We start from the raw sequence: 26973 nt of genomic DNA on the forward strand, positions 1-26973 counted from the left end.
GGAGAACGCCGCGACAGGGTATGGGCGTGACCTTGTCCACCCCCTTGCGCACCCCCCGATCAGGTGGCGGGATTTGACGGGCTCCCGGCGGAGGATGCGGCTTCTTTTCCCTGCATAATCAGAGGGCGCCGACAGGGGGTCGGCGCCGCAGAAGAGAAGTCCGGGGGGACCTCATGGTCGCATCGATCTCCTGGGCTTTCTCGGGAATCCGAGAACTCGAGAATCTCGGACCGCGCATCGTCGTCAAACCCGGCACCGTTCCGAGCATCACCGGTTCGGGATTCGGCACCGCCGATCTGAGCGTCGTGCTGATGACGGTCTCGCCGTTGCGCGTCCTCCGCGGGACGTGGCCGGCCGACGACACCTCCTTCCTCACCTTCAGCTTCCTCATCGACGGCTTCGTGCGCATGGTCGCCCCGGACCGAACGGTGCTGCTGCGTCCGGGCTCGATCTCGTACCAGCAGGGGACGACGACTTTCACGACCGAGTCGACGACTCCGGCCACGATCCTCCACCTCTCGCTGCGCGCCGACGAGATGCGCCGCTACGGCTTCGACACGTCGGCCCTGGTCTACGCGCTCGATCCCGACGCCCGGTCCACCCGCGCCGCATACGCCTTCACGACCGCCTTCGCCCTCGCGGCGGAGTCCGGGACGGGGCTGCCCGGCGAGGGCGAGGTCACCGGCTTCGCCCACGTTGTCAAGCAGCTCCTCACCAGCGCGTTCCTCGCGGCGGCGAGCTCGCAGCCCGGCACCACGAGCGTCCGGGCCGCCACGCTCGGGCGCGCGCGCACGGTCATCGACCGGACGCACCGCACACCGCGCTGCACCCCGGAGGCGGTGGCCGACGCGGTCAACGTGTCCACCCGCTCCCTCCAGCGGCTCTTCGAGGACGCGGGCACCACGGTCGCGAGCGAGATCGAGCGCTCCCGGGTCGCCAGCGCCGTGGAGCTCCTGCGCCGCCGCCCGCGGGAGGTCCCGCTCGAGGCGATCGCCACCGCGTCCGGATTCTCCTCGGCGGACCACCTCCGCCGTGCGCTCAAGCGCCGCGAGGGGCTCACCCCGAGCGACATCCGCGGCAGGATCGCACGTCCCGCCGACGGATCGGCAGCCGGCGAGGTCGTGCGGCTCCAGCCCCCGCTCGCCGACGCGCGCCGGGCGTAGCCGTTCACCTCGGCGCCGTCGGCTCCGTGGAGCATCGACCCCGACGAGCAACGTCCCGACGAGCCCTTCTCGGCGCGCAGAGCAGCGGCCCGGCCTCCACCGGGCGCCGTCGGTCGACGCCGCAGCCGCAGCGGGCTGCAGGCCGGGTCAGCCCGCGCAGTATCCGAGCTGGACGGTCGATCCCTGCGGGACGTCGCCCGGAGCCAGGGACTGGGTCGTGATGGGCGGGTTCGCCCGGGTCGCGTCGCAGGTCTCGTCCGGGACCTCGACCCCCACGAGTTGCAGCTTCTCGGAGGCGAGGGTGGCCAGCGCGCTGCTGAGGGACGTCCCGACGAGGTCGGGGAGCGTGACCTGGCCGGAGGAGACGGTGAGGTCGACCGGCGTGCCCGGGGCGACCTGCTGGCCCGCTCCGGGGGAGGCGGAGAGCACGACGTCGCCCGGGACGGTCGGCGAGTTCTCGCGGGTCTGAGAGCCCTCGACGAAGCCGACGGCGGTGAGCGCGTCGATGGCCTCAGCGAGGCTCTGCCCGACGGTGTCCGGCACGGCGACGGGCTGCGGGCCCTGGGACACGACGATGCGGATGACCGTCTCGGGTGCGACGATCGTGCCCGAGCCCGGATCCGTGCGGATCACCTCGCCCTCGGGGACGGTCGAGCTGTACTCCGCGACTTGGCTCGGCACGAGGTCGAGCTCGGTCAGGGTCGACTGGGCGCTGTCGTAGGTGGTCTCGGTGAGGGTGGGGACCTCGCGCGACTGCGACGGGAGGGTCGACGCGGGCTGGAGCGTCAGCACCCAGATCACGAGTGCGGCGACGATCACGGCCAGCACGACGATCGAGGACCAGATCCAGAGGACCGGCGGGCGGCGCTGGGTGCGGACGATCGAGTTGTCCTCGGCCAGCTGGCGGAGGGCGAGCTCGGAGTCGTTGACTCCACCCTGGCTGCGGGCCGCGAAGAGCGAGGTGGTCAGCTCGTCGATCGGGCGGTGGTCGGGGAGGCGTCCGGCGGCGGCGTCGCGCAGGTCGTCGCGGAACTCCGCAGCTCCCTGGAAGCGCTCGTAGCGGTCCTTGGAGAGTGCTCGGGCGACGACCGCGTCGAGCGCCGGCGTGACGGCCGGGTTGATGGAGCTCGGCGCCGGCGGCGTCTCGCTGACGTGCTGGTAGGCGACGGCCACCGGGGTGTCGCCGCGGAAGGGCGCACGGCCGGTGAGGAGCTCGAAGAGCACGATGCCGGCGGAGTAGAGGTCGCTGCGGGCGTCGACCTGCTCGCCCTTCGCCTGCTCGGGGGAGAAGTAGGCCGCGGTGCCGAGGATCGCCGTGGTCTGAGCGACCGTGGCGGCGGAGTCGGAGACGGCGCGGGCGATCCCGAAGTCCATCACCTTCACCTGGCCCGACGGGGTCAGCATGATGTTGCCGGGCTTGATGTCGCGGTGGACGACGCCTGCGCGGTGCGAGTACTCGAGGGCGGTGAGGATGCCCTCCGTGATGCGGACGGCCTCGTCCACGTCGAGGGGGCCCTCGGCGATCAGGTCCTTGAGGAGGCGGCCCTCGATGTGCTCCATGACGATGAAGGGCCGGCGCGACTCGGCGCCGTTGTCGTCGAGCGAGACCTCCTCGCCCGCATCGAAGACCCGGACGATCGTGGGGTGCGACATGCGCGATGCGGACTGCGCCTCCTGGCGGAACCGCAGGCGGAAGGCGGAGTCGGAGGAGAGGGAGAGCTTCAGCTCCTTGATGGCGACGGTGCGGCCGAGCCGGGTGTCGGTGCCGAGGTACACCTCGGACATCCCGCCGCGGCCGAGCCGGGGCCCGACCTGGTACCGTCCCGCGATCAGGCGACCCTCATCCGTCACGCGCACGCTCCCGCCCTGTACTTCCGTGTGGTGCGGCCCCGAGGAGCCACGGCAAGTGTACCTATGGGCCCCTCGTGTTCCGGGCGGGGGCGCGACGCGACGGCCGCGAGGCGCCGGGCCGGAGCGGTGCCCCGGCCCGGCGCGCCGCCGCTACTCGGAGGGGGTGGGCGTCGAGGTGGCCTTCGAGGTGGGCGTCGGCGCCGGGGTCGGAGCCGGTTCCTCGACGGTGACGGAGAGGGTGGGCGAGGCCGCCGACTCCGACTCGCCGCAGAGCACGGTGTACGTGACGTCGATCGTGCCGGCCGTGGTGCCGGCCTGGATCGTCGCGGTCGTCGAGTTCGACGGGTTGGTGCTCGTCACGTTCGCGCCCTCACCAGTCGCGGTCACCCGGTAACCGCTCACGGAGGTTCCGCTCGGGCACTGGTTGTAGTTGCTCCAGGTGACGTTGAACGTCGCGCCCGCCTCGACGCTGGAGGCGGCGGGGGTGACGGTCGGCACGGCGGTCGGTGCGTCCGGGGTCGCGACCTCGGTGAAGACGGAGACCTCGATGGTCGTGCCCTTCACCACGTTCGCGGTGGGGTTCACGTCCTCGACGAGTCCGACCTGCTCGGCGGTGGGGGCGCTCGGGCCGTCCGCGCGGCGGACGCCCATGCCCAGGGCCTCGAGCTCGGTCTCGACGTCGTCGAAGGAGCGCCCGACGTAGTCGGCCTTGTCGATGACGACCGTGTTCGAGGTCGGCGTCGGCGTGGGACTCGGAGTCTCGGACGGCGTCGGCGACGGGGCAGTGCTGGTCGTCGCGGTGGGGGAGGCGGCCGGGTCGCTGCTCCCGCCGGTCGTCAGGGCGAAGATCGTGCCCGCGATGACGACGGCGAGGATCACGATGAGGGCGATCAGCGGCCAGGTCCAGGGGCTGCGCCTGCGCGGCTCCTCGGAGGCCTCGAGCGGCTCCTCGATCGGCACGAACGGAGCGGCGGCCGCGGCCGCGGGCGCGCCGGAGGGGAGCACCGTGGTCGCCTGCGTCGCGCCCTGGTTGGAGGGGAGGACCGTGGTCGCCTGCGTCGCGGGCAGGTCGCTGAGGACCGCGGGGACGGCCAGCGCCGCTCCGCGCACGTCGCCCGAGCGCAGCGCCTGGGCCGCCCGCGCGAGGTGCGCGGCGGTGGCGGGGCGGTCGGCCGGCTTTTTGGCGATGCAGGAGTAGACGAGATTGCGCACCGGCTCCGCGACCGTGACCGGCAGCTCCGGCGGGGTGTCGTTGATCTGCGCCATCGCGATGGCGACCTGCGACTCGCCCGTGAAGGGGCGGCGCCCGGCCAGGCACTCGTACGCGACGATGCCCAGCGAGTAGATGTCGGTGGCGGGGGAGGCGGGCTGGCCGCTCGCCTGCTCCGGGGACAGGTACTGGACCGTGCCCATGACCTGGCCGGTCGCCGTCAGCGGGACCTGGTCGGCGATGCGCGCGATGCCGAAGTCGGTGATCTTGACGCGGCCGTCCGGCGTGATGAGCAGGTTGCCCGGCTTCACGTCGCGGTGCACGAGGCCCGCGGCGTGCGCGGCGTGCAGGGCGAGCGCGGTCTGCGCGACGATGTCGAGGACCTTGTCGGTCGACAGGACGCGCTCGCGCTCGAGGACGGTCGAGAGCGCCTCGCCGGGGACGAGCTCCATGACCAGGTAGGCCGAGCCGTCCTCCTCGCCGTAGTCGTAGACGTTGGCGATGCCCTCGTGGTTGACCAGCGCCGCGTGGCGGGCCTCGGCGCGGAAGCGCTCGAGGAAGCCGGGGTCGCCGAGGTACTCGTCCTTCAGGATCTTGATCGCGATGGTGCGGCCGATGACGAGATCGGTCGCCTGCCACACCTCTCCCATGCCGCCGATGGCGATCCGGGACTGCAGCTCGTAGCGTCCCCCGAAGGTGAGGCCTGTCGTGGGTCTCATTTGTTCAGCACCGCCTCTAGTACCTGTTGTCCGATGGGTGCGGCGATCAGGTTGCCGTACCCGGTCTGGCCGAGCCCTCCACCGTTCTCCACGAGCACGGTGATGGCGTACTGCGGGTCGTCCGCAGGCGCGAAGCCGGTGAACCAGAGGGTGTACGGGTCGTCCCCGCCGTTCTCGGCGGTACCGGTCTTACCGGCCACAGTGACGCCCCCTATTGTTGCATTCGTCGCCGCGCCGCCCTGGACGCTGGCGACCATCATCGCCTTGACGGCGTCCGCGGTCTGCGTGCTCACCGCCCGGCCGAGCGACTTCTCCTGGAACTGCTGCAGCACGCTGAGGTCCTGCGAGCGGATCGAGTCGACCAGGTTCGGCTGCATCACCTCGCCGCCGTTCGCGATCGCCGCGGAGACCATGGCGATCTGCAGCGGCGTCGCACGCACCTCGTACTGTCCGAAGGCGGTGAGGGCCGTCTGGGCGTCGTCCGTCTTCGTCGGGTACGTGCTCGCCTCGACCGACATCGGGATCTCGAGCTCGGTGTCGAAGCCGAACTTCTCGGCCTGCGAGCGGATCGCGTCCGCTCCCAGCTGCACGCCCATCTCGGCCATCGGGACGTTGCAGGAGAGCGAGACGGCGGTGGCCAGCGTGACCGTCTCTCCGGAGCCGCAGAGACCGCCTCCGGAGTTGATCACCTGCGACGAGGAGCCGGGCAGCGTGTACGACTCGACGTTGGGGAAGCTCGAGTCGGCGGTGAAGCGGCCGGACTCGAGGGCGGCCGAGGCCACGACGAGCTTGAAGACGGAGCCGGGCGGGTTGAGCGAGCCGCCGATGGCCCGGTTCACGAGGGGCTCGGAGGAGTCGTCGTTCAGCGCCCGGTAGGCGGCGAGGACGTCGTCGGTGTCGTGGGAGGCCAGCGCGGTGGGGTCGAAGGTGGGCTTCGAGACCATCGCGAGGATGCGGCCGGTGGCCGGCTCGGTCACGACGACGGCCCCCGTGTAGTCGCCGAGCGCGTCGAAGGCGGCCTGCTGGGCGACCGGGTCGATCGAGAGCTCGACCGACGCGCCCTTCGGGTCCTGGCCCGTGACGAGGTTGTTGATCTCGTCGAAGAACTGCGAGTTCGAGGTGCCCGAGAGGTAGTCGTTGAGCGTGCGCTCGATGCCGGTGGTGCCCTGGTTCAGGGTGAAGTAGCCGGTCACGGCGGAGTAGAGCGGGCCGTTCGCGTACTGCCGCTGGAACTTGTAGAGGTCGTCCGACGGCGTCGAGGAGGCGATCGGCTGACCGCCGGCGAGGATCGCACCGCGCTCGGTCGAGAAGCTCTCGTAGAGGGTCCGCGTGTTGCGGCCGTCCTCGTCGAGGGAGTCGGCCTGGATCACCTGGATGGTGGTGGTGGAGAGGAAGAGGGCCACGAACATCGTCAGCACGACGAGGCTCACCCGTTTGAGTTCTCGGTTCATCGACGGATCACACCACCAGACGAGGCTGACTGCGGACTGTGTCGGACAGGCGCAGCAGCACCGCCACGATCATCCAGTTCGCCACGAGGGAGGAGCCGCCGGCGGCGAGGAACGGCGTGGTCAGGCCGGTCAGCGGGATGACGCGGGTGACGCCTCCGATGACGATGAAGCACTGCAGGGCGATCACGAACGAGAGGCCGACTCCCAGGAGGCGCCCGAAGTCGTCCTGCCCGGCGAAGCCGATGCGGAACCCGCGCGAGACCAGCAGGAGGTAGAGCCCGAAGATCGCGAAGAGCCCGGCGAGGCCCAGCTCCTCGCCCAGGCTGGCGATGATGTAGTCGGACTGCGGGACCGGCGTGAGATCCGGCATCCCCTGGCCGAGGCCCGTGCCGAGCAGCCCGCCGTGCGCGAGGCCGAAGAGGCCCTGCACGAGCTGGTAGCTGCCGCCCGGATCCGCCCCGTAGCGCTCGGCGCTGAAGGGCTCGAGCCAGTTGGCGAAGCGGTTGCCCACGTAGTCGAGCGTCTGGCTCGCCAGCAGCGCGCCGCCGAGGAACAGGCCGACGCCGATGAGGACCCAGCCGGTGCGCCCGGTCGCGACGTAGAGCATGACCAGGAACAGGCCGAAGTAGAGCAGCGCCGTCCCCAGGTCGCGCTGGAAGACGATGACGCCCATCGTGACCGCCCAGACCACCAGGATCGGGCCGAGGTCGCGCAGGCGCGGGAAGCGCATCCCGAGGACGGTGCGGCCCACCATCGAGAGGGAGTCGCGGTTGCGCACGAGGTAGCCGGCGAAGAAGACCGCGAGGGCGATCTTGGCGATCTCGCCGGGCTGGAAGCTCGCCACGTCGCCGATCCCGATCCACACGCGCGCGCCGCTGACCTCGCGGCCGATGAAGGGCAGGAGCGGCAGCAGGAGCAGCACGATCGCCGCGAACCCGGCGACGTAGGTGTAGCGGAACAGCACGCGGTGGTTGCGGATGACCAGCAGCACCACGATCGCCGCCACGACGGCCAGGGCGCTCCAGAAGATCTGCCGCACCGCCACCGACTCCCAGCCGGTCGCGCCGTCGGCGATGTCGATCCGGTAGATCTCGGCGACGCCCAGGCCGTTCAGCACGGTGGCGATCGGGAGGAGGAAGGGGTCGGCCGCCGGGGCCGCGAAGCGCAGCACGACGTGCACGGCGAGCACGAGCGCCGAGAGGCCGGCGCCCAGCGAGACCAGCGTGGTGTCGATCGAGCCGAGGGCGCCGAGCTGCACGAGCACGATCGCGCCGGCGTCGATCAGGCATGCGCCGATCAAGAGCAGGAGCTCGAGATTGCGCAGCTTCTGGCGGAAGAAGCCCTGCCGCTCGGGGGCGGGGCGGGCGGTGGCCGTGGCGGCGTCCGTCATGGTGCTCCGTTCGCGTCCGTGAGGCGCTCGACGATGTCGACCGCGCCGGCGTAGGAGTCGGCGCTGATCGTCTGCTCCAGCTGCTCGACGTCGTAGGCGCGGAGGGAGTCGAGCGGGATGCCCGTGTCCTCCTTCACCTCCGAGAGCGAGAGCGGGCCGACCGACTGCTGGATGCCCTGGTAGATGATCACGGTGTCCCCGTCGGTGCCGACGTAGAAGCGCGACTGCGTCCAGTCGTAGGCGAAGAGGATCCCGAGGAATCCGATGATGAGCACGAGGGACAGGCCGACGAGCCAGGTGATGCGGCGGCGCAGGTGCCGGCGGCGGTCCTCCTCGATCAGCTCGTCGAGGTAGTCCTCGGACGCGGGCTCGAAGTGGGTGGGGCCCTGCGCGGCGGGAGCCCGGGTGTGCAGGCGGAGGCCGGGGATCCGGACGCGGTTCTGCGAGTCGTCGGTGCTGAAAGGCGTGGGCGCGGCGGCGGATCCGACGACCACCGGCTCCTCCACGGGGGCGAGGATGCGCGCGGTGTCGCCCGCCCCGGGGATGTCGAGGACGACGACGGTGACGTTGTCCGGGGCGCCGTGCGAGAGGCTGTCGCGGATCAGGCGGTCGGCCACCTCCTGCGCGGTCTCGTCGCGGCTGAGCTCCTTGAGGATCTCGTCGTGCGGGACGACGCCGGAGAGGCCGTCGGAGCAGATCAGCCAGCGGTCGTGCGGCTCGGTCTCGAGCGTGAGCGTGTCGATCTCGGGGTTGGTGTGCACGTCGCCGAGGACCCGCATCAGGACGGAGCGGCGCGGATGCGTCATCGCCTCCTCCTCCGTGATGCGGCCGGAGTCGACCAGGCGCTGCACGAAGGTGTGGTCGGTCGTGACCTGCTCGAGCCGGCCGTCGCGGAGGACGTAGATGCGGGAGTCGCCGATGTGCGCGATCGCCACCGACTCGCCGACGCGGGCGATCGCGCTGACGGTGGTGCCCATGCCGGTGAGCTCGGGGTGGTCGACCACGGCGTCGGCCAGCAGGGTGTTGGCCGCCAGCAGGGTGCGCTTGAGCTCGTCCTCGGCCTCGTAGGTGGAGGCGTAGACGCGGTCCGCCTCCGCGATGCGCTTGATCGCGATGGAGGAGGCGACGTCGCCGCCCGCGTGGCCGCCCATGCCGTCGGCGACGACGAAGAGCTGCCGGCCCGCGTAGCCGGAGTCCTGGTTGTTCGAGCGGATCCTGCCGACGTGCGAGACGGCGGCGCTCTCGCGCACCGCGCCGTGGCCGGAGCCGCTCTCCGGAGTGGGGGCCACGCGCTACGACCGCCGCAGTTCGAAGGTGGTGGTGCCGACCTTCACGGGCGTGTCCAGCGGCACCTTGGTGGGTGCGCCGACGCGGCGGCCGTCGAGGAAGGTGCCGTTGGTGGAGTCGAGGTCCTGGATCATCCACTCGTCGTTCCAGAGGAGCAGGCGCGCGTGGTGGGTCGAGGTGTAGTCGTCGCGGATGACCAGCGTCGACTCCGCGGAGCGGCCGATCGTCAGCGGGTCGCCGGTCAGCTCGAGCTCGGTGCCCCGCTTGGGGCCCGAGGTGATCACGAGGCGCTGCGCCGTGTGGACCGTGGCGGCGCCTCCCTGCTCGGCGCGCTCGGCGGCGGCCTCTCGGCTCCTCCGGGCCGAGGGGGCCGACGGAGAGGCGGGCTGCGCGGGCGTGGGAGCCGCGGCGGCCGCGGCGACCACGGGCTGGGCCGCCGTCACGAACGGGGCCTCGGGGGACGCGGCCTGCGCGCCGGGCGGCAGCTTGCGCACGCGCTGCCCGAACAGGTCGGAGCGCAGCGCGTAGACGATGCCGAACACGAAGAACCACAGCAGCGCGAGGAACGCGATGCGCAGGAGGAAGAGAGTGAGCTCGCTCATAGCCGGTCGTCCCAGAATCCCTCGGAGCCGCGTCCGGCTGCCCTGCCGGACGACGGGCGGTCGGTGCGTGCGGGCGCGGAGCCCTGCACGACGCGGTAGACGATCGAGGTGCGCCCGATCGTGATGGTCTGCTCGGGGGCCAGGGGCGCCTGCGTGACGGGCCGGCCGTCGAGCTTGGAGCCGTTCGTGGACCCGAGGTCGTGCACCTGGGCGCGGGAGCCGTCCCAGAGGATCTCGACGTGCTTGCGGGACGTGCCCGAGTCGTCGACGGTGATGTCGGCGTCGCTGCCGCGGCCGATGACGGTGCGCGCCTTCGTGATCGGGTGGCGCCGGCCGTCGATGTCGAGGACGGGCGTGTAGGCGACGGTGCCCTTCACGCTGCGGGAGTCGACCTCGACCATGCCGTCGCTGAGCGCCGGATCGACGGCGAGGGAGATGTCGATCGGGCCGGGGAAGCGGAAGCCCTGCTTGGTGGCGTGCTCGGTGGCGACCGTGGTGAGCTCGTCGATCAGGGTGGCGCCGAGGCGCTGCATCCGGTCGAGGTCGGTCGCGGACATCCGCAGGACGAGGCTGTTGGGGACGAGGATGCGGTCGCGGCTGACCACGGCGGCGGAGGTGTCGAGCTCCCGGCGGAGGGCGGAGGCGAGCTCGACCGGCTGCAGACCCGACTTGAAGGTCCGCGCGAACGCGCCGTTGACGACGCGCTCGAGTCCCTTCTCGAAGTTGTCCAGTATGCCCACAGTCTTCCGATCTTCCGGTTCTTCGCCTTCTCGGCGGTCGCGCACGGATCGAGATGTCTGCGCGCCCGTCGCCGCTTCCTCTTCTTGGTCTGCGCCGCGCACGGCTACGGGCATGTTACTGGGATGGTCTGGATGCGCGATCCTCCGCGGTGGTTTCGCGGCCGGAGTGCCGTGTGCGCGCTCTCACCGGCACGGCCCGGTGGCGGCTCCCGGGGGAGCTCCGGCCCGGGGCGGCGGGTGCCGGTTCGGCTCCGGGGCCGGGGGATGCTACGATTTCTCGTCGGCGCTTCGGTGCCGCTGGTGAGCGCGAGTGGCGGAATAGGCAGACGCGCACGGTTCAGGTCCGTGTGCCCGAAAGGGCGTGGGGGTTCAACTCCCCCCTCGCGCACCAGAGTTCACGAGAACCGGAGTTCGAGAGAACCGGGTTCGAGAGAACCAGAGGAGAAGCCCCCGATCGGATGTCCGGTCGGGGGCTTCTCCCGTTCCCGGGTGCGGTGCGCCGCGGGGCGGGCTCCTGTCGTGTCGTTCTCGCGGGCGGCGTCCCGCGGAGGGGCGGTGTTCACCGGGAGGTCGGCGCGAGGTCGTCCGGCGCGGGCACGCTCGCGGGGTGATCGCCCTCCGTGCCGACGTGTCCGCCCTCGATACGCAGGCGCTGCCCGAGCTGCTCCGACGCCTCCGGCGGCACCGGAGCGTGCAGGTGGGGGAGTGCCAGTGGATCGCGGTGCTGCCCGGATCGGGCCCGGTGCTGCTGACGGCCGGCGACCGGCTCGTGCTCGACCTGCTGATCGAGCGGCGCGCGCTGCTCCCCGTGGTGATCGACGCGCTCGAGGCGGAGCTGCGCAGCGGCGGCTTCCGCGAGCGGATCGCGCTGAGCTGGAGCACGCCGGACACGGTGCCCGTGCTGCTGCGCTGACGGCTCGCGGTCAGCGGCGGGTGAGCTCCACGACCGGGATGATGCGGGCGGTGCGCTTCTCGTAGTCGAGGAAGCCGGCGGAGGCGGTGGTGAAGCGGGCCCAGCCGGCGTCGCGCTCCTCCCCGGCGAGGACGCGCGCCCGGACGTCGACGGTGCCGTCGTCGGGGGTCTCGATCGCCAGGTCCGGGTGGGCGATCATGTTGTGGAACCAGGCGGGGTGCTTGGGCGCACCGGCGGCGGACGCGGCGAGCAGCCAGACGTCCTCGGAGGGGTGCAGCGCCATCAGGGGAGTCACGCGCTCCTCACCGGAGCGGGCGCCGCGGTGGTGCACCAGCACGAGGCTCCTCCCGAAGCCGCCCGTGGTCACGGTCCCGCCGTTCGCGCGGAACTCCTCGATGATCGTGTCGTTCCAGTCGGCCATGCTCGTCCTCCTCGACGCGGTGCCGGCACTCGAGTGCCGGGGTCAGGCGCGGGCGCCCAGAGCGTCCTCGCGGCTGCTGCTCCCACCCGGCGGCTGTGCGCCCCCGGTGACGGCGGCGGGATCCGCCAGCGCCCGCCGCCAGGGTAGCTCCGCGGCGCCGACGAGTTCCAGCCTCGAGCGCAGGGCCGCGCGCTCGATCCGCACGCCGCGCGCGAGGTCGCTCAGGGCGCGGGCCGAGACGCGGGCGGCGAGGCGCTCGCGGTCGACGGTGAGCAGCGAGCCGAGGAAGCCGCCGAGCACGACCGCGGTGGGGTTGAAGAGGTTGATGTAGGTGGACAGGCCCTCCGAGAGCAGGTCGACCTGGCGGGCGACCTCGCCCAGGACGGCGGGGTCGCGGGAGGTGCCCAGGGCGATGTCGAGCTCGTCCTGGTCGAGGACGCGGGCGCCGAGGACGTCGAGGAGGGAGCGCATCCGGACCTCGGCCTCGAGGCAGCCGCGCCGGCCGCAGCCGCAGAGGCGGCCGTTCGTGGCGACGAGGGTGTGGCCCAGCTCGGCCGCGAACCCCGAGGAGCCCTGGAGCGGGACGCCGCCGATGATGACTCCTCCGCCGATGCCGCCCGCGCCGCCGGTGACGTAGACGACGTCGGCCACGCCGTGCGCGGCTCCGAAGAGGGACTCGCCGATGGCGCCGAGGGTCGCGTCGTTGCCGACGGCGACCGGGAGGTCGAGGGCGCGGCTCAGCTGGGTGGCGAGGTCGACGTCGCGCCAGCCCAGGTGCGGGGCGCGGTGGACGAAGCCGGAGTCGGCCTGGACGAGGCCGGGGACGGCGACGCCCGCGCCGACCAGCGTGCGGAGCGACTCCCGCTCGGAGCGGAAGCCCTCGACGATCCCGGTGACGACGCGGACCACCGTGGCCGGGCTCGCGGGCTTGGGGGTGTCGAAGCGGACGCGGCGCAGCAGCTCGCCGTGCAGCCCGACCAGGCCGACGATGATCGCATCGGTGTCGAGGTGGACGCCCACGGCCGCGAACCGGTCGCCGGGGACGACGGTGGCGCTGGGGCGGCCGATGCGGCCGTCCGGTGCGGTGGTCTCCTCCGCCACCCAGCCGAGCTCGCTCAGCTCGCCGACCAGGTTCGCGACGGCGGAGCGGTTCAGCCCGGTGAGGCGGCCGAGCTCGGCGCGGCTGGTGGGACCGGAGCGGTGCACCAGGGTCGCGAGGCTCGCGAGGTTCGTGCGGCGCAGCAGCGCGTTGCTGGAGGCTCCGACTGCTCCTGCCATGATCGCCTGCCTGTCGCTGGACCCCGACGGGTCTCGGATGCACTCGGGCGCGGCTCCCCCGAGGAGAAGCCGCGCCCGAGAACTGTAGAAGAGAAGGACGAGGAGCGCTGCTGGGCGGCGCCCGGCGTTCGCCTAGCGGCCGCCGGCGCGGCGCTTGTTGAAGATGTCGAACGCCACCGCGAGCAGGAGCACGAAGCCCTTGATCGCCATCTGCCAGGCCGCGTCGACCGAGAGGATGGACAGGCCCATGTTGAGCACGCCCATCACGAGTCCGCCGATGACGGCTCCGACGACGGTGCCCACGCCTCCCTGGACGGCGGCGCCGCCGATGAAGACCGCGGCGATCGCGTCCAGCTCGTAGTTCTGTCCGGCCGAGGCGACCGCACCGCCGGCGCGGGCGGTGCTGACGATGCCCGCGACTCCGGCCAGTGCGCCCATGTTGACGAAGATGAAGAAGTTGACCCACTTCGTCTTGACGCCGGACATCATCGCGGCGAACAGGTTGCCGCCCATCGCGTAGATGTGGCGGCCGAAGACCGTCCGGCCGAGCACGAAGCTGTAGGCGAGGATCAGCACGGCGAGCACGATCAGGATGATCGGGGTTCCGCTGTAGCCGGCGAGCAGCCAGGAGAGGGCCATGATCGCGATGACGGCGATGGCCGACTTCGCCACCAGCGAGCCGATGGGCTCGCGGGGCAGCTCGAGGCGGCGGAGGGTCGCACGGCTGCGGAGCTGCTGGGCCACGAGGACGACGCAGACGATCAGGCCGAGGACCAGGGTGAGCGCGTCGCGCCCGGCGATGCCGCCGAGGACGCCCGGGAGCCAGCCGGCGCCGATCGCGGTGAACTCGGTGGGGAGGCCGTTGATCGTTCCGCCGGTGAGGAGGACGAGGGTGAAGCCGCGGAAGATCAGCATGCCAGCGAGGGTCACGATGAATGCCGGTATGCCGACGAAGGCGACCCAGAAGCCCTGCCATGCTCCGACGGCGGCGCCGGTGACGAGGGCGACGACGACGGCCGCCCACCAGGGCAGGCCCCAGTTGTTCATCGCGATCGCCGAGATGGCGCCGACCATCGCCACGACCGAGCCGACCGAGAGGTCGATGTGGCCGGCGATGATGACCATCACCATGCCGATCGCGAGGATCAGCACGTAGGCGTTCTGCTGGATCAGGTTGTTGACGTTGCCGGGCAGGAGCAGGCGCCCGCCGGTCAGCACCTGGAAGAGCAGGATGATGATGGCCAGCGCGGCGAGGATGCCGTACTGCCGGAGGTTGATGTTCAGCCGGCGCGAGCGCTTGGGCGGGGTGGAGGGCGTGTTGGCGGGCGTGTCCGCCGGCGCTGTGGTGGTCGTGGCGCTCATCGGGCCTGTTCCTTTCCGGCGGTCATGTAGTGCATGAGGTGCTCCTGGGTGGCGTCGGCGCGATCGATCTCGCCCGTGATCCGTCCCTCGGAGATGGTGTAGATGCGGTCGGCGAGGCCGATCAGCTCGGGCAGCTCGGACGAGATGACGACGACCGCCTTGCCCTGGGCCGCGAGCTCGTTGATGATCCCGTAGATCTCGTACTTGGCTCCCACGTCGATGCCGCGGGTGGGCTCGTCGAGGATCAGCACGTCGGGACCGGAGAAGATCCACTTCGAGAGGACGACCTTCTGCTGGTTGCCGCCGGAGAGCTTCCCCGTGACGGCCGAGACGGTCGGCGCCTTGATGTTCATCTTCGATCGGTACGAGTCGGCGACCTTGTACTCGCGGTGCTTGTCGATCACGCCGAGCCGGGCCAGGCGCGAGAGCGCGGCGGCCGAGACGTTGACGGTGATGTCGCCGATGAGGTTGAGCCCGTAGCGCTTGCGGTCCTCGGTCGCGTAGGCGAGGCCGTTGCGGATCGCCTCGTCGACGGTGCGGGTCTGGATCTCCTCGCCGTCCTTGTAGACGCGGCCGGAGATGCCGGTGCCGTAGCTCCTCCCGAAGATGCTCATCGCGAGCTCGGTGCGTCCGGCGCCCATCAGGCCCGCGAAGCCGACGATCTCGCCGGCGCGGACGGTGAAGGAGGCGTCGTCGACGACCACGCGGTTGATGTCGACGGGGTGGTGGACCGTCCAGTTCTCGACGCGCAGCTTCTCCTCGCCGATCTGCGGGTCGCGCGGCGGGAACATGCTGTTGAGGTCGCGGCCGACCATCGCGCGGATGATCCGGCTCTCGGACGCCTCCTCGCCGGCCATCGGGAAGCTCTCGATGGTGCGGCCGTCGCGGATGATCGTGACGGTGTCCGCGATGGCGCGGATCTCCTTCAGCTTGTGGCTGATGATGATGCAGGTGATGCCCTGCTTGCGGAGCTGGTCGATCAGGCCGAGCAGGTGGTCGCTGTCCTCGTCGTTGAGGGCGGCGGTGGGCTCGTCGAGGATGAGGAGCTTCACCTCCTTGGCGAGGGCCTTGGCGATCTCGACGAGCTGCTGCTTGCCGACGCCGAGCTCGAGGATCTTGGTCGCGGGGCTCTCGGCGAGGCCGACGCGGGCGAGCAGCTTGGCCGCCTCCGCGTTGGTCGCGTTCCAGTTGATGACGCCGCGGGTCGACTTCTCGTTGCCGAGGAAGATGTTCTCGGCGATGGAGAGGTAGGGGCTGAGGGCGAGCTCCTGGTGGATGATCACGATGCCGTCGGCCTCGCTGTCGTTGATCGACCGGTACTGCGCCTCCTCGCCCTCGAACTCGATGGTGCCCTCGAAGCTGCCGTACGGGTACACGCCGGAGAGGACTTTCATCAGGGTCGACTTGCCGGCGCCGTTCTCGCCGCAGATGGCGTGGACCTCGCCGGGCTGGACCGAGAGCGAGACGCCGTCGAGGGCGCGGACGCCGCCGCCGAACTCCTTGACGATGTCGCGCATGATGAGGATGGGACTGGCCAACAGGGCCTCACTTCGTTGGGGGGAGTGGTGTGCGGACGGGGAGGCGGGGGCGGGGAGGATCGCTCCTCCCCGCCCCCGCCCGACGGATCAGAGTCCGACGTCGCCGGCCTTGAGGAAGCCGGAGTCGACGAGGACCGACTGCACGTCGTCCTTCGTGACGACCTGCGGCTCCAGCAGGTAGGACGGGACGACCTTCTCGCCGTTGTCGTAGGTCTCGGTGTCGTTGACCTCGGGCTCCTCGCCCGCGACGATCGACTGCACCATCTGGAAGACGCGGTCGCCGAGGGTGCGGGTGTCCTTCCAGACCGTCATGGACTGCTCGTCGGCGAGGATCGCCTTGACGTTGGCCTTGTCGGCGTCCTGGCCGGTGATGACCGGGTAGTCGGCGCCGGGGGTGTAGCCGGCCGACTTCAGCGAGGCCTCGATGCCGATGGCCAGGCTGTCGTTGGGGGAGAGCACGACGTCGACCTTCTGGCCGCCGGTGTAGAAGGACGAGAGGCGGTTGTCCATCTCGGACTGCGCCTTGTCGGAGGCCCAGCCCTGGATGCCGATCGAGGCCCAGTCGTCGTCCGACGCGGGCGACTTGCCCGAGGGGACGGTGAGCTTGCCGCTCTCGATGTAAGGCTGCAGGACGTCCCACGCGCCGGAGAAGAAGAACTTCGCGTTGTTGTCGTCGGGGCTGCCGGCGAAGGGCTCGAGGGTGAAGGGACCCGCGGCGTTCTTCAGGTCGAGGGTCGACTCGATGTACTGGCCCTGGAGCTGGCCGACCTTGTAGTTGTCGAAGGTCGCGTAGTAGTCGACGTCCGCGGTGCCGTTGATGAGACGGTCGTAGGCGATGACGGTGGCGTTCTGCTTCTTCGCCTCGGCGAGGACGGGCGCGAGCGCCTCGCCGTCGATCGCGGCGATGACCAGGATCTTGGAGCCGCCGGCGATCTGGTTCTGGATCTGCGAGATCTGCTGATCGGTCTTGTTGTCGGCGTACTGGAGGTCGACGGTGCAGCCGTCGCCCTCGAGCTGCGACTGGAGGCCTTCGCCGTCGTTGATCCAGCGCTCGAGGCTGCGCGTGGGCATCGAGATGCCGACGGTGCAGTCGCCTTCCGCGCCGGCGCCGGCAGCGGCGCCTCCGGAGTTGGCGGGGCTCGCGGAACAGGCCGCGAGGCCGAGGGAGATGATGCCGGCGGCGGCCAGCGTGGTGATGCCGCGGGAGAACTTCATGGAGTGCATTCCTCTCTGAAAGCAGTGTCCGAGGGAGAGGACGACAAGAGGCGTGCACGTGTGGCGCACGTCGTCGTGTCGTCGCCCGGGAGGGCGGGAGAGCCCCGAGGGGCTTTGTCCACGGAGAGAACATATTCCTTCGATCGGGGGGAGTAAAGCGCGGGCGGCGAATTTGTCCAGGCGATGCCGAAATGTGATCTTCGGGACGTCGACCCCCGCCGTTGCTGGGGGAGAACGCTCTCACCGCTCGGCTCCCGCCCGGCTCGCGCCCCTCCGCCGGGCGCCCGCCGCCGTCCGCGTGAGGGAAACGCGAGGACTCCGGGCCGGGCCGTAGGGGAACCGTGAGGACCGCTCCGAGGGGCCCCCGCGAGGTGTTGCATCGCTTCCTGTGCCGCTTCCCGGCAGGCGTCCGGTCCCGGGCGTCGTCCGCTCCCCGGATGGAGTCCTCCGTGCTCGACCTCGCCTACCTCCTCGGCGTGCTCGCCCTCTTCTCGCTCATCGCTCTCGCCGCGAAGGGGGTCGAGCGGCTGGGCGGACCGCCCCCCTCGGCGACCCGCGGGACCCGCGAGAAGGAGGCGGGCCGGTGATCGTCTTCGACGCCCTCGCGGCCGTGCTGGCGCTCGCCGCCGTCGTCTACCTCGTCGCGGCCCTGATCCGACCGGAGCGCTTCTGATGGATCCGCTCCTCGCCGTCCTCCAGGTCGCGACCGTCGGCCTGGCCGTCGCCCTCCTCCACCGCCCCCTCGGCGACCACATGTTCCGCGTCTACACCTCGACGCGCGACCTCGCCCTCGAGCGCGGCGTCTACCGCCTCATCGGCGTCGACTCCGCGGGCGAGCAGAGCTGGCGCGCCTACCTCCGGGCCGTGCTGGCCTTCTCGCTCGTCGGCGTGCTCCTGCTCTACGGGATGCAGCGCCTCCAGGCGGTCCTGCCCGGCTCCCTCGGCCTGCCCGCGGTGCCGGAGGGGCTGGCGTTCAACACCGCCGTCTCGTTCGTCACCAACACCAACTGGCAGTCCTACTCCCCGGAGGCGACCCTCGGCTTCGCGGTGCAGCTCGGCGGCCTCGCCGTGCAGAACTTCGTCTCGGCGGCCGTGGGCCTGGCCGTGGCGGTGGCGCTGATCCGCGGATTCGCGCGCCGCTCCTCCGGAACGCTCGGCAACTTCTGGGTCGACCTCGTGCGCGGCACGCTGCGCCTCCTGCTGCCCCTCGCGGTGGCGGCAGCGGTCGTGATGATCGCGGGCGGCGTGATCCAGAACCTGAACGGCCCGCTGACGGTGACCACGCTCACCGGCGGCGAGCAGAGCATCCCGGGCGGCGCGGTGGCCTCGCAGGAGGCGATCAAGCTGCTCGGCACCAACGGCGGCGGCTACTTCAACGCCAACTCCGCGCACCCGTTCGAGAACCCCTCGGCGTGGGTGTCGCTGCTGCAGATCGTGCTGATCCTCGCGATCCCGTTCTCGCTGCCGCGCACCTTCGGCCGGATGGTCGGCGACGTGCGGCAGGGCCGCGCGATCCTCGCGGCGATGGCGACGATCTTCGTCGTGTCGCTCGCGGCCCTCACCGCGCTGGAGGCGGCGGGCGGCGGATCCGCGGCGCAGGCCGCCGGAGCCGCGATGGAGGGCAAGGAGACGCGCTTCGGCATCGCCGGCTCCGCCCTCTACGCGACCGCCTCGACGCTCACCTCGACCGGCGCCGTCAACGCGATGCACGACTCCTTCACCGCGCTCGGCGGCATGCTGCCGATGCTCAACATGATGCTCGGCGAGGTCGCCCCCGGCGGCGTCGGCTCGGGCCTCTACGGGATGCTCGTGCTCGCGGTGCTGGCAGTGTTCGTCGGCGGGCTGCTGGTCGGCCGGACGCCCGAGTACCTGGGCAAGAAGCTCGGCCCGCGCGAGATCAAGCTCGCGAGCCTCTACATCCTCGTGACGCCGACGCTCGTGCTGGCCGGCACGGCCCTGAGCTTCGCGATCCCGGCGGTGCGGGAGGACGTGGAGAGCACGTCGATCCTGAACCCCGGGCTGCACGGGCTCTCGGAGGTGCTCTACGCCTTCACCTCCGCGTCCAACAACAACGGCTCGGCGTTCGCGGGGCTGACGGCGAACACGCCCTGGCTCAACACGGCGCTCGGCGTCGCGATGCTCCTCGGCCGCTTCCTCCCGATCCTGCTGGTGCTCGCCCTGGCCGGCTCGCTCGCGGCGCAGTCGCCGGTGCCCTCCAGCGCCGGCACGCTGCCCACCCACCGGCCGCAGTTCGTCGGCCTCCTCGTGGGCGTCACGGTCGTCGTGACCGCGCTCACCTACTTCCCCGTACTCGCGCTGGGCCCCCTGGCGGAAGGACTGCGACTCCGATGACCACTGCACTCACCGAGGCCCCCGCGGAACCCGCGCGCCCCACCCGCGCCGCCCTCGGGCCGCGCCAGCTCGCCGCCGCGCTCCCCGGAGCGCTGCGCAAGCTCGATCCGCGCCTGATGTGGCGCAACCCCGTGATGTTCATCGTCGAGGTCGGCGCGGTGCTGACCACGGTGCTGGCGATCGCTGAGCCGTTCCTCGGGGGGCCGGAGGAGTCGGGCGGATCGACGGTGCCCGTCACCTTCACGGCCGGCATCGCGATCTGGCTCTGGCTCACCGTGGTGTTCGCGAACCTCGCGGAGTCGGTGGCCGAGGGCCGCGGCAAGGCCCAGGCCGAGAGCCTGCGCGCCACCCGGACCAGCACTCCGGCCCGGCGCGTGGCCGACTACGACCCCGCGGACCCCTCCGCCCTGTCGGCCCGCCTGGTCGAGGTCTCCTCGGCCGAGCTGCAGCTGGGCGACGTGGTCGTGGCGGAGGCGGGCGACCTCGTCCCCGGCGACGGCGACATCGTCTGGGGCATCGCCTCCATCGACGAGTCGGCGATCACGGGCGAGTCGGCGCCGGTCGTCCGCGAGAGCGGGGGCGACCGCAGCGCGGTGACGGGCGGCACGCGAGTGCTCTCGGACCGGATCGTGGTGCGCATCACCTCGCGGCCGGGCGAGACCTTCGTCGACCGGATGATCGGCCTGGTCGAGGGCGCGTCGCGGCAGAAGACGCCGAACGAGATCGCGCTCGACATCCTCCTGGCGAGCCTCTCGATCGTGTTCGTCGTGGTCGTGCTGACCCTGAACCCGATCGCCTCGTTCGCGGGAGCCTCCGTGAGCGTCCCGGTGCTGGTCGCCCTGCTCGTCTGCCTCATCCCGACCACCATCGGCGCCCTCCTCTCGGCCATCGGCATCGCCGGCATGGACCGGCTCGTGCAGCGCAACGTGCTCGCGATGTCCGGCCGGGCCGTGGAGGCGGCGGGCGACGTCACGACGCTCCTGCTCGACAAGACGGGGACGATCACCTACGGCAACCGCCGGGCGGTGGCGTTCCTCCCGCTCGACGGAGTGGCGCAGGCCGCCCTCGTCGACGCGGCCGCCTCCTCGTCGCTCAGCGACCCGACGCCCGAGGGGAAGTCGATCGTCGACCTCGCGGGCGACTCGGGCCGCCCCGCCGTCGAGCCCGCTCAGGCCGCCGTGGTGCCGTTCACCGCGCAGACCCGGATGAGCGGGCTCGACCTCCCCGACGGCTCCTCCATCCGCAAGGGCGCCGGCTCGGCCGTGCGCGCCTGGGTGGAGGAGGAGGGGCCGCTGCCGTCCGCGGTCGCGGCGCGCCTCACGGTGCTCGTCGACGGCGTCTCGGAGAGCGGCGGCACGCCCCTGGTCGTCGCAGTGAAGGACGCCCACGGCGCCCGCCTGCTCGGCGTCGTGCACCTGAAGGACGTGGTGAAGGACGGGCTCGCCGAGCGCTTCTCGGAGCTGCGCGCGATGGGCATCCGCACCGTGATGATCACGGGCGACAACCCGCTGACCGCGAAGGCGATCGCGGCGGAGGCGGGAGTCGACGACTACCTCGCCGAGGCGACCCCCGAGGACAAGCTCGCCCTGATCCGGCGCGAGCAGGAGGGCGGCGCGCTGGTCGCGATGACCGGCGACGGCACCAACGACGCCCCGGCCCTCGCGCAGGCCGACGTGGGCGTGGCGATGAACACCGGCACCTCGGCGGCGAAGGAGGCGGGCAACATGGTCGACCTCGACTCCGACCCCACCAAGCTCATCGACATCGTGCGGATCGGCAAGCAGCTGCTGATCACCCGCGGCGCGCTCACCACGTTCTCGATCGCGAACGACGTGGCGAAGTACTTCGCGATCATCCCGGCGATGTTCGCGGGGGTCTTCCCCGGGCTCGCGGTGCTGAACGTGATGCAGCTGCACTCGCCGGCCTCGGCGATCCTCTCGGCGATCGTGTTCAACGCGCTGGTGATCGTCGTGCTGATCCCGCTCGCGCTGCGGGGAGTGGCGTACCGCCCGGTCGCCGCCTCGCGCATCCTCAGCCGCAACCTCCTGGTCTACGGGCTGGGCGGAGTGATCGCTCCGTTCCTCGGGATCAAGCTCGTCGACCTGATCGTCGCCGCGATCCCCGGCTTCTGACCCGCCCGTCCCGACCACCGAAGACAGAGAGAAGAGACCATGTTCCGTCCCTACGGTGTCGCGCTGCGCGCGATGATCGTGCTCACCGTGCTGCTGGGAGCGGCGTACCCGCTCGCGGTGCTCGGGATCGGGCAGCTCGCCCTGCCCGCCCAGGCGAACGGCTCGCTGCTGCGCCAGGACGGCGCGGTGATCGGCTCGTCGCTGATCGGCCAGTCGTTCACGGACGCCGACGGAGCGCCCCTGCCCGAGTGGTTCCAGTCGCGTCCCTCCGCCGCGGGCTACGACGCCGCGGCCTCGACCGGCAGCAACCTCGGCCCCGAGAACGCCGACCTGGTCGCGTCCGTCGAGGAGCGCCGGGCCGCGATCGCCGCCTTCGAGGGCGTCGACCCGGCCGCGGTGCCGGCCGATGCGCTGACCGCCTCCGCCTCGGGGCTCGACCCCGCGATCAGCCCCGCCTACGCGCAGCTGCAGGCGCCCCGCGTCGCCGCCGCCCGCGGGCTCGACGTGAGCGCCGTGCGCGCGCTGGTCGAGGAGCACACCGCGGGCCGCGAGCTCGGGTACCTCGGCGAGCCGACGGTGGACGTGCTCGAGCTCAACGCCGCTCTCGCGCGGCTGTGACCGCTCCGGTGGCGCCTCCGGCTCGTAGAATCGCGATCGGCTCGTCGCGACCGTCCGATCGAGCGGATCGACGCCGGTCCCGCGAGCCCGGGGCGCCCCGGAGCCGCGAGCACGAGGGGAGGCCGGGAGCATGACGAAGGGCCGCCTGCGCGTGCTCCTCGGAGCCGCGCCCGGAGTGGGCAAGACCTACACGATGCTCGAGGAGGGCCGCCGGCTCGCCGCCGAGGGCCGCGACGTCGTGGTGGCCGTGGTCGAGACGCACGGCCGCTCCGCCACCGCCGCGATGGTCGAGGGGCTGGAGGTCGTGCCGAGGAGGGCCGTCGAGCACCGCGGTGTGCTGCTCGACGAGATGGACCTCGACGCGGTGCTCGCCCGCCGGCCCGACGTCGCGCTGGTCGACGAGCTCGCGCACACCAACGCCCCCGGCTCCCGGCACGAGAAGCGCTGGGAGGACGTGCGGACGCTCCTCGACGCCGGCATCACCGTCTTCTCGACCGTGAACATCCAGCACATCGAGTCGCTCAACGACGTGGTGCACGCGATCACCGGAGCGCCGCAGCGCGAGACGATCCCGGACGCGGTCCTCCGCGCCGCCGATCAGATCGAGGTCGTCGACCTGGCGCCCCAGGCGCTGCGCGACCGCCTCGCCGACGGCCGGGTCTACCCGCCCGAGCGCATCGACGCGGCGCTGTCCAACTACTTCCGGCTCGGCAACCTGACCGCCCTGCGCGAGCTCGCGCTGCTCTGGCTCGCCGACGAGGTCGACAGCGCGCTCCGCGACTACCGCGTCGAGCACGGCATCGACAGCACCTGGGAGGCGCGCGAGCGCGTGGTCGTGACCCTCACCGGCGGCCCGGAGGGGGAGACCCTGCTGCGGCGCGGCGCGCGGATCGCGGCCCGCGCCTCCGGGGGCGACCTGCTCGCCGTGCACGTGGTGACCCCCGACGGCCTCCGCACTCCCCGGCCGCACGTGCTCGAGGCGCAGCGGGTGCTGGTCGAGAAGCTCGGCGGCAGCTACCACCAGGTGGTCGGCGAGGACGTGCCGCGCACGCTGGTCGAGTTCGCCCGCTCGGTGAACGCGACGCAGCTGGTGATCGGCGTGAGCAGGCGGAGCCGCCTCGCCTCGGCGCTGACGCCCGGCACGGCGTCGACGGTGATCCGCGAGTCCGGCAACATCGACGTGCACATCGTCAGCCACTCCGCCGCCGGGCGCACCGCGGTGCTGCCGAGGCTCGACGGGGCCCTGACGCTGCGGCGCCGCCTCCTGGGACTGGCCCTCGCCCTCGTGGGCGGCCCGCTGGTGACCTGGCTGCTCTCGAGCCTCCGCAGCGACGAGTCGATCACGAGCGACGTGCTCTCGTACCAGCTGCTGGTGGTGGTGGTCGCGCTGGTCGGCGGGCTCTGGCCGGCCCTCTTCGCGGCCGTGCTCTCGGGGCTGACCCTCGACTTCTTCTTCGTCGATCCGCTCTACACGATCACCGTCGACGAGCCTCTGCACGCGCTGGCGCTGGTGCTCTACGTGCTGAACGCGGCGCTCGTCAGCGCCGTGGTCGACCGCGCGGCCCGGCGGGCGCGGGCCGCCAAGCGGTCGGGGGCGGAGTCGGAGCTGCTGGCGACGATCGCGGGCGGCGTGATCCGCGGGCAGGGGGCGCTGCAGGCGATCCTCGAGCGCTCGCGCGAGGCGTTCGGGCTGACCGGCGTGCGGCTGCTGCGCGGCGGCGAGCTCGTCGCGGCCGACGGCGAGCCGCAGCCGGAGGGCGATCCCGCGCGCATCGCGGTGGGCGAGGGCGCGGTGCTCGAGCTGCACGGCCGCGAGCTGGAGGGGAGCGAGCGGCGGCTGCTCCAGGTCGTCGCCGCCCAGCTGGACTCGGTGCTCGAGAACGCGGCTCTCAGCGAGACGGCCAGCTCCCTCGCTCCGCTGGCCGAGACCGACCGGGTGCGCAGCGCCCTGCTCTCGGCCGTCAGCCACGACCTGCGCCGGCCCCTCGCCGCGGCCACCGCGGCCGTCAGCGGACTGCGCTCGCCCGAGGTGGTCTGGAGCGAGCGCGACCGGGAGGAGCTGCTCGCCACCGCCGACGAGAGCCTCACCGTGCTCGCCGCGCTGGTCACCGACCTGCTCGACGTGACGCGGCTGGAGGCGGGGGCGCTCGCCGTGGCGCTCGCTCCGCTCGACGCCGCCGACGTGGTGCTCCCCGCGCTCGACGAGCTCGGGCTCGGTCCCGGCGAGGTCGACCTCGACCTCGATCCGGAGGGCCCGGCGCTGCTCGCCGACGCCGTGCTGCTGCAGCGCGTCGTGGTCAACCTGCTCGCGAACGCCGTCCGCTACGCGCCGTCCGGCACCCGGGTGCGCGTGGCCGCCAGCGCCTTCGGCGGGAGCGCGCAGCTGCGGATCGTCGACCACGGCCCCGGGGTGCCCGAGGAGCGCCGCGCCGAGATCTTCGTGCCGTTCCAGCGACTCGGCGACGACGACAACCTCACGGGCCTGGGCCTCGGCCTCGCGCTCTCGAAGGGGTTCACGGAGGGGATGGGCGGCACGCTCGAGACGGAGGACACTCCGGGGGGCGGGCTGACGATGGTGGTGACGCTGCCGCTGGCGAAGGAGACTGCTGCCGCTGCTCCTGCGGCTCACGTCGCTCCTCCCGCCCCGCACGACGGCGGGTCGGGCACCGCTCCGCACGAGGACTCCGGAGGAGCCGCATGAAGATCCTGATCGCCGACGACGACCCGCAGATCCTGCGCGCCCTGCGCATCACCCTCACCGCCCGCGGATACGACGTGGTGACGGCCGGCGACGGCACCGAGGCGATCAACCGCGCGGTGGACGAGCATCCGGACCTCTACATGATCGACCTCGGCATGCCCCGGCTCGACGGGGTCGAGGTCATCCACGGACTGCGCGGCTGGACGAGCGCGCCGATCCTGGTGGTGTCGGGGCGGACGGGCGCGGCCGACAAGGTGGGCGCGCTCGACGCCGGCGCGGACGACTACGTGACCAAGCCGTTCTCGATGGACGAGGTGCTCGCGCGCATCCGAGCCCTCTCTCGGCGGGTGCAGCCGGCGGACGGCGAGCCGCTGGTCGTGATCGGCGAGGTGACCGTGGACCTGGTGGCCAAGAGCGCGACGCGGGACGGCGTCTCCGTGCGGCTGACTCCGACGGAGTGGCAGGTGCTCGAGATCCTCATCCGCAACGCCGGCAAGCTGGTCACCCGCCGCTCGCTGCTGGCCGAGATCTGGGGCCCCGCGCACGTCACCGACACCGGCTACCTGCGCCTCTACCTCGCGCAGCTGCGCAAGAAGCTCGAGCCCGACCCCGCGCATCCGCGCCACCTGCTGACCGAGGCGGGCATGGGCTACCGCTTCGTGCCCTGACCGGCCTGTGCTCGGCGGGGGAACCCCGGACCGTCGAGGGGGCCCGCTGGTCGTGGCTCCCGCGACGGTCCGGGATCGCCTCGGCGGAGGGGGGCAGGTCACCAGTCGTGGACGGTGCCGTCGGCGAGTCGGTTGAAGGGCAGGTACGCGCGCACGTAGGGGTACTTCCCGGCGGCGTCGACGTCGAGCTCCACGCCCAGACCGGGGGCGTCGCCCGGGTGCAACCGTCCCTCGCTCCAGGTGAACGACTGCTGGAAGACGCTGTCGGTCCGCTCGCCGTGCTTCATGTACTCCTGGATCCCGAAGTTGTGGATCGCCAGGCCCAGGTGCATCGCGGCCGCCATGCCCACCGGGGAGACGTCGGTGGGTCCGTGCATCCCGGACTTGATCTGGTACTGCGCGGCGTGGTCGAGGATCCTCCGGAGGTGGGAGACGCCTCCGGTGTGCGTGACCGCGCTCCGGATGTAGTCGATCAGCTGCTCGCGGATGAGGAGCTGGTAGTCCCAGACGGTGTTGAAGACCTCGCCGATCGCCAGGGGCGTGGTGGTGTGCTGCCGGACGAGGCGGAGGGCCTCCTGGTTCTCGGCGGGCGTGCAGTCCTCGAGCCAGAAGAGGTCGTACGGCTCGAGGGACTTGCCGAGGGCCGCGGCCTGGATCGGCGTCATCCGGTGGTGGCCGTCGTGGAGGAGGGGGAGCCCCGGTCCGAACTCGTTGCGGACGGCCTCGAAGACGCGGGGGACGTGGCGCAGGTAGGCGCGGGTGTCCCAGTCCTCCTCGGTCGGCAGGCCGCCGCGCTGCGCCGGCTCGTGGTCGTAGCGCACGCCGGCGTTGCCCTCGAGGACGGCGTTGGAGGCGATGCCGTAGATCGAGGTCAGTCCCGGCACCGCGGTCTGCACGCGGATCGCGCGGTACCCCTGCTCCTGGTGCTCGCGGATGCTGTCGAACAGCTCCGCGTCCGTCCGCCCGGACGCGTGGCCGTAGGCGAGCAGGCCGGTACGGGACGCGCCTCCGAGCAGCTGGTAGAGCGGCATGCCGGCGGCCTTGCCCTTGATGTCCCAGAGGGCGGTGTCGACCGCCGCGATCGCCGCCATCGTGACCGGCCCGCGGCGCCAGTAGGACGACCGGTAGAGGAACTGCCAGGTGTCCTCGATGCGCGAGGCGTCGCGACCGAGGAGCAGCGGCACGACGTGGTCGGCGAGATAGGAGACCACGGCGAGCTCGCGGCCGTTGAGGGTCGCGTCGCCGAGGCCGGTCAGCCCGTCGTCGGTCGTGAGCTTGAGGGTGACGAAGTTGCGGTCGGGACTGGTGACGACGACCTCGGCCTTGTCGATCTTCATGGGATGCCTTTCGTGGTGGGGGATC

The 26973-nt window shown here is 71.9% G+C and carries 22 protein-coding genes and 1 tRNA gene; 10 read left to right on the forward strand and 13 right to left on the reverse strand.

Annotated elements, in window-relative coordinates; translation table 11 throughout:
- Positions 1–173: 173 nt before the first annotated feature.
- Positions 174–1163 (forward strand): helix-turn-helix domain-containing protein, encoded by a 990-nt coding sequence (locus tag C5C99_RS00870; RefSeq protein ID WP_104339448.1) that lies wholly within the window; start codon positions 174–176, stop codon positions 1161–1163.
- Between the two features lie 147 nt (positions 1164–1310).
- Here the strand turns inward: C5C99_RS00870 and pknB are convergent, their stop codons facing one another.
- The 7 genes from pknB to C5C99_RS00905 all read right to left on the reverse strand — a co-directional run bounded on the left by pknB (position 1311) and on the right by C5C99_RS00905 (position 10413).
- Positions 1311–3014 carry a Stk1 family PASTA domain-containing Ser/Thr kinase gene (pknB, locus tag C5C99_RS00875; protein ID WP_104222663.1) on the reverse strand — a complete coding sequence of 568 codons (1704 nt, stop codon included), beginning with the start codon at positions 3012–3014 and terminating at the stop codon, positions 1311–1313.
- Positions 3015–3164: 150 nt separating this feature from the next.
- Positions 3165–4943 (reverse strand): protein kinase, encoded by a 1779-nt coding sequence (locus C5C99_RS00880; RefSeq protein WP_104339449.1) that lies wholly within the window; start codon positions 4941–4943, stop codon positions 3165–3167.
- Positions 4940–6394, reverse strand: a complete 1455-nt coding sequence (locus C5C99_RS00885) for a penicillin-binding protein 2 (RefSeq protein WP_104232999.1) — start codon at positions 6392–6394, stop codon at positions 4940–4942. The genes C5C99_RS00880 and C5C99_RS00885 overlap by 4 nt, the downstream gene beginning before the upstream one ends.
- Before the next feature lie 7 nt (positions 6395–6401).
- Entirely contained in the window at positions 6402–7784 is a 1383-nt protein-coding gene (locus C5C99_RS00890; protein WP_104291953.1) for an FtsW/RodA/SpoVE family cell cycle protein, read from the reverse strand.
- Positions 7781–9073 (reverse strand): Stp1/IreP family PP2C-type Ser/Thr phosphatase, encoded by a 1293-nt coding sequence (locus tag C5C99_RS00895; RefSeq protein ID WP_258063578.1) that lies wholly within the window; start codon positions 9071–9073, stop codon positions 7781–7783. Before C5C99_RS00895 ends, C5C99_RS00890 begins: the two co-directional genes overlap by 4 nt.
- Positions 9074–9076: 3 nt before the next feature.
- Complete coding sequence (locus tag C5C99_RS00900) at positions 9077–9673, reverse strand: FHA domain-containing protein (protein WP_104222659.1); 597 nt, start codon at positions 9671–9673, stop codon at positions 9077–9079.
- Positions 9670–10413 carry a DUF3662 and FHA domain-containing protein gene (locus C5C99_RS00905; RefSeq protein ID WP_104225775.1) on the reverse strand — a complete coding sequence of 248 codons (744 nt, stop codon included), beginning with the start codon at positions 10411–10413 and terminating at the stop codon, positions 9670–9672. Before C5C99_RS00905 ends, C5C99_RS00900 begins: the two co-directional genes overlap by 4 nt.
- A 304-nt stretch (positions 10414–10717) precedes the next feature.
- Here C5C99_RS00905 and C5C99_RS00910 point away from each other — a divergent pair.
- Both C5C99_RS00910 and C5C99_RS00915 read left to right on the forward strand, forming a co-directional pair.
- Positions 10718–10804, forward strand: a tRNA-Leu gene (locus tag C5C99_RS00910).
- Positions 10805–11020: 216 nt separating this feature from the next.
- Positions 11021–11326, forward strand: a complete 306-nt coding sequence (locus C5C99_RS00915) for a hypothetical protein (protein ID WP_104250258.1) — start codon at positions 11021–11023, stop codon at positions 11324–11326.
- Between the two features lie 10 nt (positions 11327–11336).
- Here the strand turns inward: C5C99_RS00915 and C5C99_RS00920 are convergent, their stop codons facing one another.
- From C5C99_RS00920 to chvE, 5 genes are all read right to left on the reverse strand, one after another.
- Entirely contained in the window at positions 11337–11747 is a 411-nt protein-coding gene (locus tag C5C99_RS00920; protein ID WP_104339450.1) for a nitroreductase/quinone reductase family protein, read from the reverse strand.
- A gap of 42 nt (positions 11748–11789) precedes the next feature.
- Positions 11790–13025 (reverse strand): ROK family transcriptional regulator, encoded by a 1236-nt coding sequence (locus C5C99_RS00925; protein ID WP_104222655.1) that lies wholly within the window; start codon positions 13023–13025, stop codon positions 11790–11792.
- A 132-nt stretch (positions 13026–13157) separates the two neighbouring features.
- Positions 13158–14387 carry a multiple monosaccharide ABC transporter permease gene (mmsB, locus tag C5C99_RS00930; protein WP_104222654.1) on the reverse strand — a complete coding sequence of 410 codons (1230 nt, stop codon included), beginning with the start codon at positions 14385–14387 and terminating at the stop codon, positions 13158–13160.
- The gene (gene mmsA, locus C5C99_RS00935; protein ID WP_104222653.1) at positions 14384–15904 is read right to left on the reverse strand and encodes a multiple monosaccharide ABC transporter ATP-binding protein; all 1521 of its coding nucleotides are present in this window, start codon (positions 15902–15904) and stop codon (positions 14384–14386) included. Before mmsA ends, mmsB begins: the two co-directional genes overlap by 4 nt.
- 108 nt (positions 15905–16012) lie before the next feature.
- Entirely contained in the window at positions 16013–17140 is a 1128-nt protein-coding gene (gene chvE, locus C5C99_RS00940) for a multiple monosaccharide ABC transporter substrate-binding protein (protein WP_374952918.1), read from the reverse strand.
- A 437-nt stretch (positions 17141–17577) separates the two neighbouring features.
- Here chvE and C5C99_RS16950 point away from each other — a divergent pair, with 437 nt between their 5' ends.
- From C5C99_RS16950 to C5C99_RS00970, 7 genes are all read left to right on the forward strand, one after another.
- A complete protein-coding gene (locus C5C99_RS16950; RefSeq protein WP_167299012.1) occupies positions 17578–17727 on the forward strand; it encodes a hypothetical protein in 150 nt (49 codons plus the stop codon).
- Positions 17724–17813: a K(+)-transporting ATPase subunit F gene (gene kdpF / locus C5C99_RS00945; protein ID WP_068209492.1), complete on the forward strand. Its 90-nt coding sequence runs from the start codon at positions 17724–17726 to the stop codon at positions 17811–17813. Before C5C99_RS16950 ends, kdpF begins: the two co-directional genes overlap by 4 nt.
- Positions 17813–19492, forward strand: coding sequence for a potassium-transporting ATPase subunit KdpA (kdpA, locus tag C5C99_RS00950; RefSeq protein ID WP_104268826.1), 1680 nt, complete (start codon positions 17813–17815; stop codon positions 19490–19492). Before kdpF ends, kdpA begins: the two co-directional genes overlap by 1 nt.
- Entirely contained in the window at positions 19489–21624 is a 2136-nt protein-coding gene (kdpB, locus tag C5C99_RS00955; RefSeq protein ID WP_104247546.1) for a potassium-transporting ATPase subunit KdpB, read from the forward strand. Before kdpA ends, kdpB begins: the two co-directional genes overlap by 4 nt.
- 39 nt (positions 21625–21663) lie before the next feature.
- Positions 21664–22242, forward strand: a complete 579-nt coding sequence (gene kdpC / locus C5C99_RS00960; RefSeq protein ID WP_104225770.1) for a K(+)-transporting ATPase subunit C — start codon at positions 21664–21666, stop codon at positions 22240–22242.
- 130 nt (positions 22243–22372) lie between these two features.
- Complete coding sequence (locus C5C99_RS00965; RefSeq protein ID WP_104339451.1) at positions 22373–24943, forward strand: ATP-binding protein; 2571 nt, start codon at positions 22373–22375, stop codon at positions 24941–24943.
- Positions 24940–25611: a response regulator gene (locus tag C5C99_RS00970; RefSeq protein ID WP_104222647.1), complete on the forward strand. Its 672-nt coding sequence runs from the start codon at positions 24940–24942 to the stop codon at positions 25609–25611. Before C5C99_RS00965 ends, C5C99_RS00970 begins: the two co-directional genes overlap by 4 nt.
- 98 nt (positions 25612–25709) lie before the next feature.
- Here C5C99_RS00970 and manD read toward each other — a convergent pair whose 3' ends face one another.
- Positions 25710–26948 carry a D-mannonate dehydratase ManD gene (manD, locus tag C5C99_RS00975; RefSeq protein ID WP_104222646.1) on the reverse strand — a complete coding sequence of 413 codons (1239 nt, stop codon included), beginning with the start codon at positions 26946–26948 and terminating at the stop codon, positions 25710–25712.
- Positions 26949–26973: the final 25 nt, after the last annotated feature.

Source organism: Rathayibacter sp. AY1C4 (assembly GCF_002932195.1).
GTDB lineage: Bacteria > Actinomycetota > Actinomycetes > Actinomycetales > Microbacteriaceae > Rathayibacter.

Excerpts from the sequence above, each read along its gene's own strand:
- C5C99_RS00900 (WP_104222659.1), bottom strand. The coding sequence starts at position 9,673 with ATGAGCGAGCTCACTCTCTTCCTCCTGCGCATCGCGTTCCTCGCGCTG.
- C5C99_RS00920 (WP_104339450.1), bottom strand. The coding sequence starts at position 11,747 with ATGGCCGACTGGAACGACACGATCATCGAGGAGTTCCGCGCGAACGGC.
- C5C99_RS00890 (WP_104291953.1), bottom strand. The coding sequence starts at position 7,784 with ATGACGGACGCCGCCACGGCCACCGCCCGCCCCGCCCCCGAGCGGCAG.
- kdpC (WP_104225770.1), top strand. The coding sequence starts at position 21,664 with ATGTTCCGTCCCTACGGTGTCGCGCTGCGCGCGATGATCGTGCTCACC.
- chvE (WP_374952918.1), bottom strand. The coding sequence starts at position 17,140 with ATGAAGTTCTCCCGCGGCATCACCACGCTGGCCGCCGCCGGCATCATC.
- kdpA (WP_104268826.1), top strand. The coding sequence starts at position 17,813 with ATGGATCCGCTCCTCGCCGTCCTCCAGGTCGCGACCGTCGGCCTGGCC.
- manD (WP_104222646.1), bottom strand. The coding sequence starts at position 26,948 with ATGAAGATCGACAAGGCCGAGGTCGTCGTCACCAGTCCCGACCGCAAC.
- mmsA (WP_104222653.1), bottom strand. The coding sequence starts at position 15,904 with ATGCGCGACATCGTCAAGGAGTTCGGCGGCGGCGTCCGCGCCCTCGAC.
- C5C99_RS00965 (WP_104339451.1), top strand. The coding sequence starts at position 22,373 with ATGACGAAGGGCCGCCTGCGCGTGCTCCTCGGAGCCGCGCCCGGAGTG.
- C5C99_RS00880 (WP_104339449.1), bottom strand. The coding sequence starts at position 4,943 with ATGAGACCCACGACAGGCCTCACCTTCGGGGGACGCTACGAGCTGCAG.
- mmsB (WP_104222654.1), bottom strand. The coding sequence starts at position 14,387 with ATGAGCGCCACGACCACCACAGCGCCGGCGGACACGCCCGCCAACACG.
- C5C99_RS00870 (WP_104339448.1), top strand. The coding sequence starts at position 174 with ATGGTCGCATCGATCTCCTGGGCTTTCTCGGGAATCCGAGAACTCGAG.
- C5C99_RS00970 (WP_104222647.1), top strand. The coding sequence starts at position 24,940 with ATGAAGATCCTGATCGCCGACGACGACCCGCAGATCCTGCGCGCCCTG.
- C5C99_RS00925 (WP_104222655.1), bottom strand. The coding sequence starts at position 13,025 with ATGGCAGGAGCAGTCGGAGCCTCCAGCAACGCGCTGCTGCGCCGCACG.
- C5C99_RS00885 (WP_104232999.1), bottom strand. The coding sequence starts at position 6,394 with ATGAACCGAGAACTCAAACGGGTGAGCCTCGTCGTGCTGACGATGTTC.
- C5C99_RS16950 (WP_167299012.1), top strand. The coding sequence starts at position 17,578 with ATGGAGTCCTCCGTGCTCGACCTCGCCTACCTCCTCGGCGTGCTCGCC.
- kdpB (WP_104247546.1), top strand. The coding sequence starts at position 19,489 with ATGACCACTGCACTCACCGAGGCCCCCGCGGAACCCGCGCGCCCCACC.